Source organism: Pseudomonas sp. 3-2 (assembly GCF_019710535.1).
Taxonomy (GTDB): Bacteria; Pseudomonadota; Gammaproteobacteria; order Pseudomonadales; family Pseudomonadaceae; genus Aquipseudomonas; species Aquipseudomonas pharyngis.
In genome coordinates this window covers 3413106-3427765 of sequence record NZ_CP081200.1, presented here as the reverse complement: position 1 = coordinate 3427765, position 14660 = coordinate 3413106, and the positions used below count along the sequence as shown (strand labels likewise).

Here is a 14660-nt window from a genome sequence, read left to right as displayed (position 1 = left end):
CTCAGGGCTGAACTCAGCGGGAGGTGAAAACCGATTTGAATTCCTGTGGCCAATGCGGGTGCAGGGCGCTGTAACCCACGGCATAACTCAGTGCGCCGAGTACGACGCTGCCGATCAAATGCAGGTAACCCTGAAGACCCAGCTGCGGTAGCACCAGCAGCACGGTTGCAGCCATGACCAGGGAAGCGATCACGCTGCGGTAACTGGCTTCGAAAAAGCCGCGCCAGCTGTAACCGATCGCCGTGTTCAGGCCGCGGATCTGCAACGGCGTGATGACCAGCATTCGCGCGAGCAGAGCGACGGCTGCAGCCATGCCGCCGTACAGGTTGCCGAGGGCGTAGACCAGCGCCAGGGCCAGCGCGGTGGTCAGCACTTCAGCCTTGATCGTGAGGTGGCTGCGGTTGACCGCCACCAGTGCGGTGGTGGCGTACATGGCGCTGTTGCCGATGGCGGCGGTGCAGGCCAGCACTTGCAGCAGCGGGATGGCCTCTGCCCATTTGGCGCCGAAGATCAACAGGATCAGGTCGCTTGCCGTAAGTGCGAGTCCGATGAACAGGGGCGTCAACAGAAAGCCGCTGACGGCGGTTGAGTCGCCAACGATCCCGATCAATCGCCTGGGTTCTGCGCTGCGCCGGGAGAACGCCGGCAGCGCGTAGCTCAGCAGGCCGTTGTAGATTGCGGTGCGTGGCAGTTCAATGATGCGCATCGCCATGTTGAACATGCCGACCGCGTTCGCGCCGGCGGTGATGCCCAGCACCACGTTGACCCCGCGCTGCAAGGTTTGCGAGCTCAGCGCGTTGATGGCCACCGGTGCGCCTGACCTCAACAATTCACGCAGGATCGGACCGTCGATGTAAAAAGGGATACGTCGCGGGTCGGCGCGCATCAACACAATGATGGACACCAGTTCCATGATCAGCGCCTGGGCAATGACCGCCCACGCACCCAGTCCCCAAAGCGCAACGGCAATGCCACCGACTCCACCCGCCACTTTGCCCAGCAACGTGCGCGACGCCAGCATCTTGAAGTTCCCGCTGCGGCGCATCTGCGCCACATAGACCCGCGCCATCATGGTGAGCAGGATCTTTATCGAGGCTATCGCCGTCATCCATTGCAGCAGCGGATCCGGGGTGTACAGCATGACCGCGCCCGAGATGATGCCGATGCTCGCCAGACTGACCAGCACCGCCGCCCAGTAGGCGGTGCTGATGTGCTTGTCTTCCAGTCGCTCAAGCCGGACAAGCGGGTCTTCGAGCACCGAGGAGTACACCAGACCGATCAACTCGACGATGGCGATGATTACCGTGCCCACACCCAGCTCGGCAGGCGACAACAGCCTGGCGTAGGCGACAAAGGTAATCATCGACAACAGGATCAGGCCGAATTTCTCGGTGAAGATCCAGGTCAATGTCGTCAGACGGTGGTTGGCCATGGCGGATACCGGATCAATGAGCCGTGGTTGACGCCGTTGCCTTGCGCAAGGTTCTGGCGCGGGCATACAGGTAGCGCAAGGTCGGTTTGCCGCTGGCGAAGATCAGGGCCTGCCAGGAGCAATCCAGCATTCGCCGGTATACGCCAAGGACCTGGTCATGCTCGCCACGTCGGGAAAACGCCTCGAGAAAATCGGTGTGGTTGCCCAGCACGAAATCGATTCGCTGCTGCCGGGTCAGCTGCGCGCCGTAACGGGCGAGGTACACCTCGATGAAGCGGATTTTGTTCTGGTAGTACTTTTTCGGATTCGCGGTCATGTTGCCGCCATTGACCGTGCGCTCCAGCAGCACCTCCGGCACCGTGTGGATCTCCCAGTGTTCGGCGATCCGCGTCCACATGAAGCGGTCTTCGGAATAACGCAGGCTGGCGTCGAAGCCGCCGAGTTGCATGATCACGTCACGTTTGACCAGCGCGGTGGAGACGCCATTGACGACGTTGGCGTGGATGAAATCGTAGAAATGCCTGCCGTTCTTCAACCGGTCGTCCCGCTGACGCCTGCCATCGCTGTAATTGACTTGCGCGTAGCAGTCGATCAGCCCCACAGGCCGGCCCTGTTGCGTGAGCTCGCCATACAGTGCCAGCTGTAACTCCAGCTTTCGCGGATGCCATTGGTCATCGGCATCGAGCATCGCCACAAACGTCTCTTCAGAGTGACGCATCCCGTGATTACGGGCGCTGGCCTGGCCTTCGTTGGCTTGCTGCAACAGCGTCAGGCGAAACGGCGCGGTGAAGTCTCGGACCCGTTGTGGTCCGTCATCGGTGGACCCGTCGTCGATGACGATGACGTGATCGGGCAGTCGGGTTTGCCGGGCCAGGGAGGTCAGCGTCTGCTCGATGCTGTCGGCGCCGTTGTACATCGGAATGATGACGCACACTGAATCTGCTGAACGGGGAGCTTGGTTGGGCACGGTGATTCTCCTTGGGTTACGCGCGGGCGGAATCGCGCGGTAGTGCGCGGCCCGACGAACGCTGACGCAGCGCTGCCGGTGAGGATTCGGGGTAGGTCGCGTGGTGGTGCCGGAAGGTCAGGGCCAGGGTGCAGAACACCAGAAACTCGGCGGAGCGGTAGTTGGGGATCACGTACGCCACATAATTGGTGACGGCGAACAGACCGATGATGACCAGCGCACTGGCACGAAACCGGGCTGCCTGATTCGCCGTCACGGCGCGGTATTGCTTGAACAGTGCTTCACCGAACATCAACGCCAGCGCCGTCAGCTGGATGAGGCCGCCGTTGAGCAGGGTCTCCATGTAGCCGCTGTGGGCGTTGCCGATGTAACCCCAGCGGGTGATGAACGCATCGGCATCGGGACTTGCCCAGAAGGCGCCGAAGCCGTAGCCCTTGAGCAACTGGCTGTCGATGAAAGGCGCGAGCAGTTCCCAGATCAGGGTCCGATCGGTCAGTGACGGATCGCGCCCGGCCATTTCCAGCAGCACCGCAAAGTTGCTGTACAGAAACAGGCAAACCAGCAGGTAAAGGAGGGTGCATCCGAGGAACAGCAACTGTGAGCGATTGATGCCCAGGCGGATCATCGTGAGGAAGTACCAGTAGCTGATCGTGCCGGAAATAATCAGCGCTACACCGGTGGCTGACTGGGCAAGCAGGATCGCGACCAGCGAAAAGAATGAGCACAAGAGCGCCCAGCGATTGCGCTGCCGGATCATCGGCAGCAACAGCATGATGGCGATCGCATTGAGTCGGGCGCCGGCATTCTTTTCGGCGAAAACGCCTTTGAACGCGCCGTCGCGAATGCCCCCGGAGAGAAACGCCACTTCAGGCATGACAACGGCGAGCAACAACCCGATCAACGCCGCGATGCCAATGGCGCAGCCGAGCATGAAGGCGATTTTTTCAAGGGAGTAGTTATAGGCAATGAAGCCTGCAAAAAACACCACGCCGAGCAGGGCGATAAACCGCTTGAGACTGAGCATCGGGTCGTGGGACCAGCCGATCGATGCGATGACACAGAGCAGGAACACCAGCAGAAAGAAGTTGCTGCGATAAAAGGTCTTGCTGAGGAATACCTTGTTGCGGATGAAAAAGAACAACGGCACCAGCAGCGTGATGAGGCCGCAGACCTGATTGGCGACATTGCCTTCGAGGTCTTTGTTGATATCGCCGAAGCTCGCGGCACTGCCCAGACCCAGGACAAAGGTAATCACCTGGATGTAGAACAGGATGCCGAACAGCGTGAAGGCGTCGCGCAGTGTCGAATAGCGGATCGTCAGGGGGCTCATGATGACGGGTCTCCAACCAGTGCTTTGAGGTAGGTCTGCACTGCACTGGCACTCATGAATCGTGCGGCCGCATCAAGGCGTGATTGACGCTGCAGATCGCGCGGTATGGACAGTTGCTCGACGATGGCCTGTGCCAGGGCGATGGGATCCTCCACTGCGACCAGCGGGGCAACCACGCCGCCGCCGAGAATCTCCTGAGGACCATGGGGGCAGCGGGTCGCCACCACCGGCGTGCCGGTTGATAACGCCTCGACCAGCGCGTTGGGGCTGCCCTCGAAACGCGACGACAGCACGAAGCAATCGGCTGCGGCCACTTCTGCCAGGGGATCGTTGGCATACCCCGGCAGATCGAAGCGCTCCGCCACCCCCAGCTGTTTCGCCTGTTCAAGCAGTTCGGCCCTGAGGGCGCCTTCGCCAAAAATGATCAGGCGGGCATCGCGATCCGGCAGTGCGGCGAACGCTGTGATCAGCGTGTCGAAACCTTTTTGTGGCGCCAGACGCCCCACGGCGACAATCACCGTGCCGGACTTTTCCAGCAGCCAGCGGTGGCGGGGCAGTCCCGGTGTCTTCTCGCGAAAGTCGTTGTCGAGCACCGGGTTGTCGGCAATGGTCACGTCCCGGCGTCGGGCGAGTGTGGTGTCGACCAGGTCCTGGGCGACACCGCGCGAAACACAGATCACCGGATTGGGAATCAGCCGATACAACAGCGGCGCCACCCGATATGCCATGCGCACCATCAAATCGGGATTCACGTGCCGGTCATGGGAAAAGGCATTGCGCTCGCTGACGTGCAGGCGGGCCAGCGTGCCGGACAGTGCCGCCGCGATGATCGCCACCACGTTGACGTGGGTGAGGGCTGCCAGTTGGGCGTCAAAGCGATTGTCACGCAGGAATCGCGTCAGTGCCGGCACCGCACGGACGCTGCGCGGGCTGTGCAATTCGACTTTTTTCACACGCGGATCGAGATGCGCTGCGTGAAGGCCGCCGCCGGTGAGCATCAGCAATGTCACGTCGTTGCCTGCATCCACCAGCGCTTTGGCCAGGCGCGACATCATTTTTTCAGCACCGCCGGCGCTGAGGTCATGGAGGATGATCAGTAATTTTTTCATTGATTCCAGACCTGGTAATACGCCTGCGCCGCGTACTGACTGGTGTACGGGCGCAGGGTGGCAGTGAGCGTCTCTTCGCCGGGGGCGATGGCATGACCTGAGGTCAGGTTGCGCAGCATGCCGTCGGCCAGTGCCTGTACGTCGTTGACGATCACCAGTTGACCGAGTCGGCCGTGGTCCAGCAGTTCTCTGGGCCCGGTCTCGCAATCGCAGGCCAGCACCGGCGTGCCCAGCGCCAACGCCTCGATCAGCACGGTCGGCATGCCTTCTTGCAGCGAACTCAGAATGAACAGCCGGGCGTGCCTGAGCACGGGATAGGGATTACTCATAAACCCGCTGAAATGCACCCGTTGCGCGATACCCAATTGCCTGGCCTGGGTGACCAAGGCTTCGCGCAACGGGCCATCACCGACGATCACCAGATCCGGCAGCGCTGCGCTGCGCAGCGCCAGAGCGTAGGCGTCCAGCAGCAGATGAAACCCCTTGGGTTCGACCAGACGCCCCAGGCTCAGCCAGTAGTTGCGGGGCAATCCGGCCGGCCTGGGCGCCTGTGCGGCTTGAAACAGTTGATCGGTGACGACCGCGTTGGGGCAATAACGGATGCGCTGCCGCCCCCAAGGCACGGCATCGGCGAGGGTCTGGCGCAAAGCCGACGAAACCGTCACCACCTTGCCACTGCCACACAGGTACAAGGCGTAGAGAAAGCGCAGGCTTGAGGGTCCGGTTTTCTGTTCGCTGCAATCGAGGGTCGCATGGCGGCTGTAGATGACTTTGCAGGCACTGCCCAGGGTGGCGAACCACGTGCAGAGGTTGGCCTGCTCCTTGGCGGAAATGAGATGGGTGACACCTTCGTGCCGTATGAGCCGGCGCAGCAAAACGATGGACTTGAACAGGCCGACGAGGCCGTTGCCGCCACCGCTGTAGGATTGAATGTCCCGGGCGTCGGGCATGTCTGCGTTCATGACGAAAAAGCTCACCCGCCGGCCATCCTTGAGAAACTGCTCGGACAGCCGCTGCTGAACGCGCTCGACGCCACCGCCGGGCTTGAAATCCTTGAGGATAAACAGGATGTGCATGGTCATTCCTCAACCTTGATGGCGACTTTGTGTCGAACGATCATGTTCAGCAGGTGCAGGAAGTTGCTCGGGTAATCGATGAGGTAGCGTTTGATCGTGTGGGGCTCGCGGTACATGCGATAGAACGCGCGCAAGTGCAGACGATTGATCAGCGCCGGGTAGTACTGCCGCGTGGCCAGAGCTTCCTGGCGGATGAACCCGCCACAGCTGAAGGCGACCCCGCGAAAGCCTGCGCGCAGGGCATCCTGCTCGAACTGCTCTTGCCGTCCGGCGCCCAGGCCGACGATCAGAATGTCCGCTGCGCTGCGACAGATGTCGTACCGAATGTCTTCGGCCTGGGCAGCGTCGAAATAGCCGTTGTGATAGCCGGCGATGCTCAGTTGCGGATAAAGGCTCTTGATCTTGCTGATGAACAGGTCGAGTTCGGCTTGCCGGGCGCCGACGAAATAGACGCGTTTGCCCTGTTGCTCGGCGCTGCGTAGCACAACGTCGGCTATCGAGGTGAAGTCGAAGCTGACCCGGCCAATCGGTCTGCCGGTGATGCGAGACATGAAGGTCGACATCAGCATGCCGTCGCAAAAATAGGCAACGCTGCTCGGGTTTTGCTCGAAAAAACTGCCGATCGAGGCAAAGTTGATGAAGGAATAGGCCTGGTTGGCCTCCAGCAATTTCGCCGAGTAGTGGCCGACTATCTCCAGTTTGAACATGGCGCGGCTCCTCTCAGATAACTGAAGGGGTCTGCCGACCCACGGAGACGTAGGTGAACCCACGTTTGCTCAAACGCTGCGGATCGAACAGATTGCGCCCGTCGAAAATCAACGGCTGTTTGAGCAACCGGCTGAGCTGGTCGAAGTCCGGTGCCCGAAACGATTGCCACTCGGTGACGATGATCAGGGCGTCGGCATTTTTCAGCGCCGCTTCCTTGGTGCCTGTCAGGGTCAGGTCGTCGCGCGAGCCGTAAAGGCGCTGGGCCTCTTCCATGGCTTTGGGATCAAACGCCTGCACGCTGGCGCCGGCTTGCCACAAAGCCTCCATCAGTACCCGGCTGGGGGCTTCGCGCATGTCGTCGGTATTGGGTTTGAAACTCAGCCCCCACAGGGCAAACGTCTTGCCGCGAAGGTGACCGTCGAAGTGATCGAATACCTTGCGATAGAGGCTGGCTTTCTGTTCCTGGTTGCGCGCCTCCACGGCCTTGAGCACCCGGGCGTCGATGTCGACACCGTCGGCCGCCTGTATCAGCGCTTTCACGTCTTTGGGAAAGCACGAGCCGCCGTAGCCCAGACCTGGGTAGATGAACTGGTAACCGATGCGCGGGTCGGCGCCGATGCCGTGGCGCACCTTTTCGATGTCGGCGCCGAGCTTTTCAGCGAGGCAGGCCATTTCGTTCATGAAGCTGATCTTGGTCGCCAGCATGCAGTTGGCGGCGTACTTGGTCAGTTCAGCGCTGCGAACGTCCATGACAATGATTTTTTCGCGGCTGCGATTGAACGGTTCATACAGTTCGCGCATGACCTCTTCGGCACGCGGGCTGTCGGTGCCGATGATGATCCGATCCGGGCGCATGCAGTCATCGACCGCGCAGCCTTCCTTGAGAAATTCCGGGTTTGAAACCACGTCGAACGTCAGGTCACTGCGACCGTTGTCGGCCAATACTTGCTCGATACAGGCTCGCACCCGATCGCCCGTACCGACGGGCACGGTGGATTTGTCGACGATGATCTGGTGCCGATCCATGTTCAGCGCGATGGTCTGCGCCACGCTCAGCACGTATTGGAGATCCGCCGAACCGTCTTCGTCGGGCGGTGTGCCGACGGCGATCAACAGCACATCGCCATGGTGAACGGCGTCCGCCAGGTCTGTGCCAAACCGCAGTCGGCCGCTTTGGTAGTTGTCGCGCACCAGGCTTTTCAGGCCCGGTTCGTAGAGCGGCAGCGTTCCTTCTTTCAATGCCTCGACCCTGCCGGCATCGACGTCAACGCAGAGTACGTTGTGCCCGACCTCGGCCAATGCAGCACCCTGGACAAGGCCTACGTAACCAATACCGAATACGCTCACATTCATGGTCGAACCTCAGATCGTGGTGACAGTTATCAACGGTCGGGCAGGGGGGCGGCAGAAGTGGAGCAGGGGCTCAGTAGATGTTTTTCGAGAACAGGGTGAAGGGGGTCTTGATGAGGATTTTGATGTCGAGCCACAGCGACCACTGGTTGATGTAGTTGAGGTCCTGGGCGACGCGCAGCTGCATCTTTTCCACGGTCTCGGTTTCGCCACGATGGCCGGTGATCTGGGCGAGGCCGGTGATCCCCGGCTTGAGGCGATGCCGGGCCATGTAGGCGCGCACCTTGCCGGTGTAATAAAGGTTGTGGGTGACGGCATGCGGACGCGGGCCGACCAGGGCCATGCGGCCGGACAGCACATTGAACAGCTGTGGCAATTCGTCGATGGAACTGCGGCGCAGAAAACCACCGATCGGCGTCAGGCGGTCATCGTTGCGGGTGGCCTGCCGCACCTGCTGGTCGTCGTGGACATGCATCGAGCGAAACTTCCAGACCTTGATCACTTCGCCGTTGCAACCGTGACGGTTCTGCTTGAACAGCACCGGGCCGGCGGAGGTCAGCTTGACGGCGATGGCCACCACCAACAGCACCGGGCTGAGCAGAATAATCGCCAGGGCGGCAAGGCTGCGTTCAAACAGATCCTTGCAAAACAGGCTGGCAGGGTGCGAGCTGATCAGGCTCTCGTTGAGGTAGATGGCCGGCATTCGCTCGATTTCCGAGATCGAATGGTTGAGCAACACCATGCTGCCGAAATCCGGGATCCACACCACGTCGACGTTCATGTCCAGCAGGTCGATGTAGAGGGCTTCGATGGTGGCGGCATGGGCCATCGGCAGCACGATATAGACGCGGCGCACTTCCTGGCCCGTGATGATCTCGCGGATGGCGGAAACGTGGCCAAGCAACGGCAGAATGCTGGGGGCAGGGCCACAGCTGTCCTCGGCGGCAATGAAGCCCAGCACCAGCGCGCGGTTCGGTCGGGACAGCTTTTTAGCCAGTTCATGGGCCGTCGGGCAGGTACCGATGATCACCGAACGGCGTCCGTTGCAGACCTTGCGCGAGTACAGGCGGGCCAGGTAATGCAGGGGCAGAAAGCTCAAGGCCTGAACCACAAAACCCAGCACTGCCCAGACCATGATCACCTGGCGTGAATAAATGGCGCTGGTCTGGGTGAAGAACGCAATCGCCGCCAGTACGGCCAGCAGGGTCAACCACCCGGCCAGCAATCTGCCGAGCCCGACCAGCAGGCCATGGCGCTTGTGGTAGACCTGCATCACGCTGTAGATCGGCACCGAGCCGAGCACCGTCAGAATGATCAGGATGCGGTATTCGCTGGTCAGACTGCCGACGCGCCAATGCACGAGCAATATCAACAGCGCCGTCACCAGCGACAGCGCGCAAAGCCACTGGCCCCAGAACGTCAGGCCTCGGCGGTGTGTCATGTGAGCGGTATAGAGCGATGTCATGGGCTTAACCTCGAGACAGCATTCATGCATCAGCGCGAATCGAGCAGGCACGGCGTGCCTCCCGATGGCTTTTCCGTAGCTCGGCGGAGGTGAAGCGAGTAGTGCGTTGGCAGAAGAGGGCGTAGCGGCGGGCGTACGCGCCCGATGGTTACCTGGGCGCGAAATCGTAGTTATAGAACGCCCGGGAGTGGTGGTAGCCGTACTTGCGCGCCTTGCGCAGGTCGACCTGGTTGAGCACCGTGCCAAAGACCGGCACATGGCTTTGTTGCAACATGGCAATCCCTCGCTGAACCTGGCTGATCGACGTGCTGTCAGCCTTCACGACATAGATCACCGCGTCCGAATGTTTTGCCAGCAGCAGCGCGTCACTGATCATCTCCGCTGGGGGAGAATCGATGATGATGTGGCGATAACGTGACCTGAGCGCTTCGAGCATGCGCGCCATGCGCGGCGAGCTGAGCAAATCCTGTGGCGGTGGCTGAACCGGGTTGAGCGGATCGCCAGGGGACGGCAGGCGTGGCGCAACGAACATATCCAGCGACGGCGGCAAGACCTTCCCGGCCGGCAGCATGTCCAGATTGCCCACTGAAACAATGCAGTCTTCAAGCCTGGCCGTGCCGGCAATGACATTCGCCAGTCCGGGGCTGTCCGGCGGAAAATCGAAGTTCAGCGACAGGGTTGGCTGACGCATGTCGGCATCGATCAGCAGCACGCGTTCCAGCGGTGTCAGCGAACTGGCGAGGTTGGTGGCGATGGTGCTTTTACCCTCGCCGGCAACCGTGGAGGTCACGAGCACCACTTGTGACGGTTTTTCGCTGCTTTGCAACATCAACCAGGTGCGCAGGTTGCGAATGGTCTCGGAAAAACGCGGGTTGTCGTTGTCCTCGAACAGGCGCGCCAGTTGCCGGCGACTTTTCTTTATCACCAGCGGCACGACGCTGAGCAGTGGAACATTCAACACGCTCTCGATCGATTCATCGGTTTTGAAGGTATTGCTCAGACTCTCGAAGAGCAGTGCCAGCCCGACGCCGATGACTGCAGCAATCAACCCGACGATCGCGACAATCAATGTCTTGCGCGGTTTGCTCGCGTCGACGGGAACGATGGCCGGGTCGACGATGCGCACTTTCGTCGAGTCCATGTCGGCGGTGGCTGTGGTTTCCTTCAGGCGAGTGACGAAAGTTTCATACAGCGCGCGCGTGCTATCGACTTCACGCTGGAACTCACGCAACTGGAACTCTTTGCGCGCGATGTCCTGGATCTGTGCCTTGTTGCTGTTGAAGGATTGACGCAGCGACGCTTCACTCGCCGTGGCGAGCTGGTATTGCCGCTCGATACCGGCCACCACCTGCTGCACCTGCAATTGCAGACTGGTGGTGGCGGTGCGCAATTCGGTTTGTGCGGAGATCAGGCTGGGGTGCTTCGGACCATAGCGCCCGGCCAGTTCATCAACCTTGGCCTGGGCCACCGCGCGATCGGCCTGGAATTTCTGCACCAAAGGGTTGCTCAAGACCGCCGGTACGCTGGAGAGTCGGCTCAGATCGCCGTTGCCCAGGGCTTTCGCCTGCCGGTACTCGCTCTCGGCTTCAGCACGGTTGCGTCGGGCGTCGACCATGCGGTTGCCGGTCATTTCCAGTTCGTTGGCGCTGATGGTGGCAACGCCGCCAACATCCACCAGACCTTGTTCTTCGCGGTAACCCTGGAGTTTTTTCTCGGCCGCACGCAGGTTGTCGCGCAGCTTGATCAGACGCGTGTTCATCCAGGCCGTGGTGGTTTGCGACGATTTCTCGCTGGTATCGAGCTGGCTGTCGGTAAAGCCCTGAGCCAGTGCGTTGGCCGCCGCCGCTGCGAGAACAGGGTCTGGCAACTCGACTTCGATTTCGAGCAACTGGCTTTTGCCAACGAACTTGACGCTGGTATGCAGCATGAGATTCTGCGTGACCTGGTTGAAAACGTCTGCTTCAGTGAGTGGCTCTTTCTTTTGCGGTAGATATCGACCTAGCCCCGGGATCCATTGATCAAGGTCCAGATCGGCCAGCCATTGGCGCGGCGCAAACCAGGACTTTGGCTGCTGGCGCGGATCGGTGACCGGGTGAGTCGTCAGCCCGAGTTTTTTCACCGCGCGTTCGGCGAGGTCTCGCGATTGCAGGAGCGCCTGCTGAGTCTGCAAGTAATCTGTGGCGTTGCCGCCGGAGTCCTTGACTTGCTGGAACGACATCAGCGGAGGTGTTTTGTCGTTGAACAGCAGGGTGGTGCTGCCAATGTATTGCGGCGTGATATTGGAGACCACCACGGCCGCCAATACGCAACTCAGCAGCACCAGCCAGCCAATGCGCCACTTGGCGCGCCAGATGATCCTCCACAGATTGAGCAGATCCAGGGTGTCCTTGTCTTCGGCGTGCTGCGGATGCAGATGCGCTTGAAGAGGACGTTCGACGTAGTTGCTTGGGCTGTTGTCCATGATCAGAAAAAGCCTTGTGCAATGGAAATGGTGTCGCCGGGGGCGATCGTGGTGCTGCGCGTGACGTTATCGGTCACGGTCGCGCCACCATCACCGCGCAAGATGGTCACTCGCTTCATCGAGGCCCGCTCGGTCAAGCCGCCGCCCAGTGCAATGGCTTTTTCCAGTGTCAGTCCGGGCACGAACGGATAGCTGCCGGGCTTTTTCACTTCGCCATTGATGTAGAACGAGCGGTATTCGATCTGGCTGAGACTGACTTTCGGGTCGATCAGATAACCCTGCTTGAGCCCGTCGACGATGATTTTCTCGACCTGGCCGGGGGTCAGTCCCTTGGCGGATATTTCGCCGAGAAACGGGTAGGAAAAGGTGCCGGCATCACTGAGCCGGATCTTTTTCATGCTCAATTCCGGCTCACCGAAAACGATGATTCGCAACACGTCGCCGGCAGCGAGTTTGTATTGCGTATCGGGATCTGCCGCATAGGTGTGGGGCAAGAGAAACAACGCGAACAAAAGGACAAGTGTGCGAGTGTTCATGTCGAGACCCTCTTAAAGGCTGACGTTGAAGCTGATCTGAAACACGTTGCGGGTGAAGCTTTCATTGTCGGCATCGGAATCGTTGTCGCGGTATCGATAACCCAGTTCGATATCCAGCCAACGGCGCATGGCGTACACCACGGCCAGGTTGTAGTCCTGAAGATTGTCGGTACGGCTTTGGCCTTCGTAGACATAACGCCCGTAACCGGCCTGGGCCACGGTAGTAATCCGTTCAGTCCAGCCGTGACGCCAGCCGACCTGGGTGAAGGTCGACTTCACGGCATCAGCGCCGTCGTCACCCTCGGCAAGGGCCTGGCGAGCGACGAAGGTGAATGTCGAATAGGTCCGCGGTTTCCATTGCAGATCGACTTGCCAGGTCGGGTTGTCGAGGTCTTTGGATTCGCTGTTGTCGAAGTTCTTTTTCTCGTAACCGACGCGGACTTTACCCGTCGTGCGTGCCGTGAAATCCCATACGGCACCGGCCATGACGGCGTCGGATTTACTGCTGCGCGGGCTGTTGGCCTGCTGGTAATCAAAGTCGGTGTGGTTATATTCCACCAGACCCCGGGTGTTGCTGCCGATGCGGTGATACCAGGTGCTCGTCAGGGCAGTGGTATTGCGTTCCTTGTCGTCGTTGATGCCATCGGCGTTGTCGTAGCGCAGTTGTGCGTAACTGGCCCCGAGATCGATTTGGTTGTCAGCGCTTTTCGCCCCGAAGGTGTAGAGACCGCCCACCCGTTTGTTGTTGAGCTTGTCGTTGATGCCTTCGACCGCCGTCGATTCCGTGCGCTCCCATTTGCGGTACTCGGCGTCGAGCTTCAGACGATGCCGGTCAGTGAACTCCATGATGCTGTCGGCACGCACGCGTTGTGCCGTGTTCGAGGCATCTGATTCGTCGTGATAAATGTAGCGAGTGGGTTGCCAGATCAGTCGCGTGGCACTGTTGCGATCCTCGGCCTTTAGCTCGAAAGAAGGCGCCAGCTTGGTGACCATGGAGGACTGTTTGCTGTTTTCCAGTTCGCGAAAGTTGTCGTCATAACTTTCCGAAAACAGGAACGATGGCGTGAAGTCGAATCCATACACATCAATGGCTTGCGGATTGATGCTCCAGGCCATTTCGGGATAGAGACAGGCCATCATCAGCGCGACAGGGCATCGTGACTTCAAAGCCATGTTATAGCTCCTGAGCAAGGGCATATAAGGCAAGTCGTTAGTTGTAGGGGTGAAAACCGGCTTGTTGTCGTTCAATCACGCTGAGTGGCAGGCAGACAGGCTGCTCACGGTTGAGAAACTGCAGGAGGATCATCACGCGGTCGGTTCCGTGCAATCCGAGGAACACGCCCTCCAGTGGCGCGAGCGGGCCGCTGACAATCTGTAGATTCTCTCCGGGTTTCAGCGCTTCATCCGGCCCCGACGTCATTGATTCGATGCAACGCGTACGCAGATGCTCGATGACGTGCTCAGGCACTGTCGCGGGACCATGATTGAATTCGACAAAACGACTGACCCCTCGGGTGGAACGCAAGGGGGCCCAGTTGTCTTCACGACTGAGTTGGATGAACAAATATCCAGGAAAGAGGGATTCGTGCACTCGCTGGCGTTTTCCGCGAATAATGCGCTCGCTGACGAGTTGGGGATGAAAGACCACGTAATTCTGTTGAAGCAGATTGAGATGAGCACGCTCATCCTGACGTGGCTTGCATTGCAAAAGATACCAATTTGGGTGGTCCGAGCTGATGACTGGCATGCTGGTAAACTCTGTAATGATCGAAAGTTTATGGCAGGCAGAAGCTCTATTGAGGGCTAAGTAAGGGCTGTCAGCGAAAGTGCTTTTTTATTATGGGTTATTGAGGTGTTTCAAACATGAATCACAAAGTGTTTCATTGGTGTGCATCGAGCAGTGAAGTTTCGCTCTGTTCTGCGGCACCTCTGGAGGAATTATCGGTTCAACTTTTTAGAAGGCAAAGCTACCGCACGGTCTGTTCATTCAGGCTTAAGGTTAGGTAACTAAGTAGTTGTCCCTGAAGCGACAGGGCGCGAGTAAGTGACTGCTCGCGCCCTGCAAAAAATCAACCTTGGTAGTTATCGGCCAGTCTTTCTGGTCTGTCAAACGTTAGCAGTCAAAAAATACGCCATCCATCCAGTAATGCTTTTACCGATGGATAACCAATTGTTTTTTAATGACTTATTCTTTTAGCTGAACGGTAGAAACTTTTTCTGCCTGTT

At 59.4% G+C, this 14660-nt stretch carries 12 protein-coding genes; all 12 read right to left on the bottom strand.

The features are described 5' to 3' along the window. Nucleotides 1–13 precede the first annotated feature (13 nt). On the bottom strand, nt 14–1432 hold the full coding sequence (locus K3819_RS15400) for an oligosaccharide flippase family protein (RefSeq protein WP_221397383.1): 1419 nt from the start codon (nt 1430–1432) through the stop codon (nt 14–16). 13 nt (nt 1433–1445) lie between these two features. Continuing rightward, nucleotides 1446–2399 (bottom strand): glycosyltransferase family A protein, encoded by a 954-nt coding sequence (locus K3819_RS15395; RefSeq protein WP_221397382.1) that lies wholly within the window; start codon nt 2397–2399, stop codon nt 1446–1448. 16 nt (nt 2400–2415) lie between these two features. Beyond that, the gene (locus K3819_RS15390) at nt 2416–3729 is read right to left on the bottom strand and encodes an O-antigen ligase (RefSeq protein ID WP_064596767.1); all 1314 of its coding nucleotides are present in this window, start codon (nt 3727–3729) and stop codon (nt 2416–2418) included. Beyond that, nucleotides 3726–4838 carry a glycosyltransferase gene (locus K3819_RS15385; RefSeq protein WP_221397381.1) on the bottom strand — a complete coding sequence of 371 codons (1113 nt, stop codon included), beginning with the start codon at nt 4836–4838 and terminating at the stop codon, nt 3726–3728. The genes K3819_RS15390 and K3819_RS15385 overlap by 4 nt, the downstream gene beginning before the upstream one ends. Then, complete coding sequence (locus tag K3819_RS15380; protein WP_221397380.1) at nt 4835–5914, bottom strand: glycosyltransferase; 1080 nt, start codon at nt 5912–5914, stop codon at nt 4835–4837. Before K3819_RS15380 ends, K3819_RS15385 begins: the two co-directional genes overlap by 4 nt. A gap of 2 nt (nt 5915–5916) precedes the next feature. Further along, a complete protein-coding gene (locus K3819_RS15375; protein ID WP_064596761.1) occupies nt 5917–6621 on the bottom strand; it encodes a WecB/TagA/CpsF family glycosyltransferase in 705 nt (234 codons plus the stop codon). Between the two features lie 13 nt (nt 6622–6634). After that, nucleotides 6635–7975, bottom strand: a complete 1341-nt coding sequence (locus K3819_RS15370; protein WP_221397379.1) for a UDP-glucose/GDP-mannose dehydrogenase family protein — start codon at nt 7973–7975, stop codon at nt 6635–6637. A gap of 70 nt (nt 7976–8045) precedes the next feature. Beyond that, the gene (locus tag K3819_RS15365) at nt 8046–9437 is read right to left on the bottom strand and encodes an undecaprenyl-phosphate glucose phosphotransferase (RefSeq protein ID WP_064596757.1); all 1392 of its coding nucleotides are present in this window, start codon (nt 9435–9437) and stop codon (nt 8046–8048) included. A gap of 148 nt (nt 9438–9585) precedes the next feature. Next, nucleotides 9586–11898, bottom strand: coding sequence for a GNVR domain-containing protein (locus K3819_RS15360; RefSeq protein WP_039768574.1), 2313 nt, complete (start codon nt 11896–11898; stop codon nt 9586–9588). 2 nt (nt 11899–11900) lie between these two features. Continuing rightward, entirely contained in the window at nt 11901–12434 is a 534-nt protein-coding gene (locus K3819_RS15355; RefSeq protein ID WP_085610331.1) for a polysaccharide biosynthesis/export family protein, read from the bottom strand. Between the two features lie 12 nt (nt 12435–12446). Then, nucleotides 12447–13607, bottom strand: coding sequence for an outer membrane beta-barrel protein (locus K3819_RS15350; RefSeq protein WP_039768571.1), 1161 nt, complete (start codon nt 13605–13607; stop codon nt 12447–12449). Nucleotides 13608–13644: 37 nt separating this feature from the next. Continuing rightward, the gene (rfaH, locus tag K3819_RS15345) at nt 13645–14181 is read right to left on the bottom strand and encodes a transcription/translation regulatory transformer protein RfaH (RefSeq protein ID WP_064596747.1); all 537 of its coding nucleotides are present in this window, start codon (nt 14179–14181) and stop codon (nt 13645–13647) included. Nucleotides 14182–14660 lie beyond the last annotated feature (479 nt).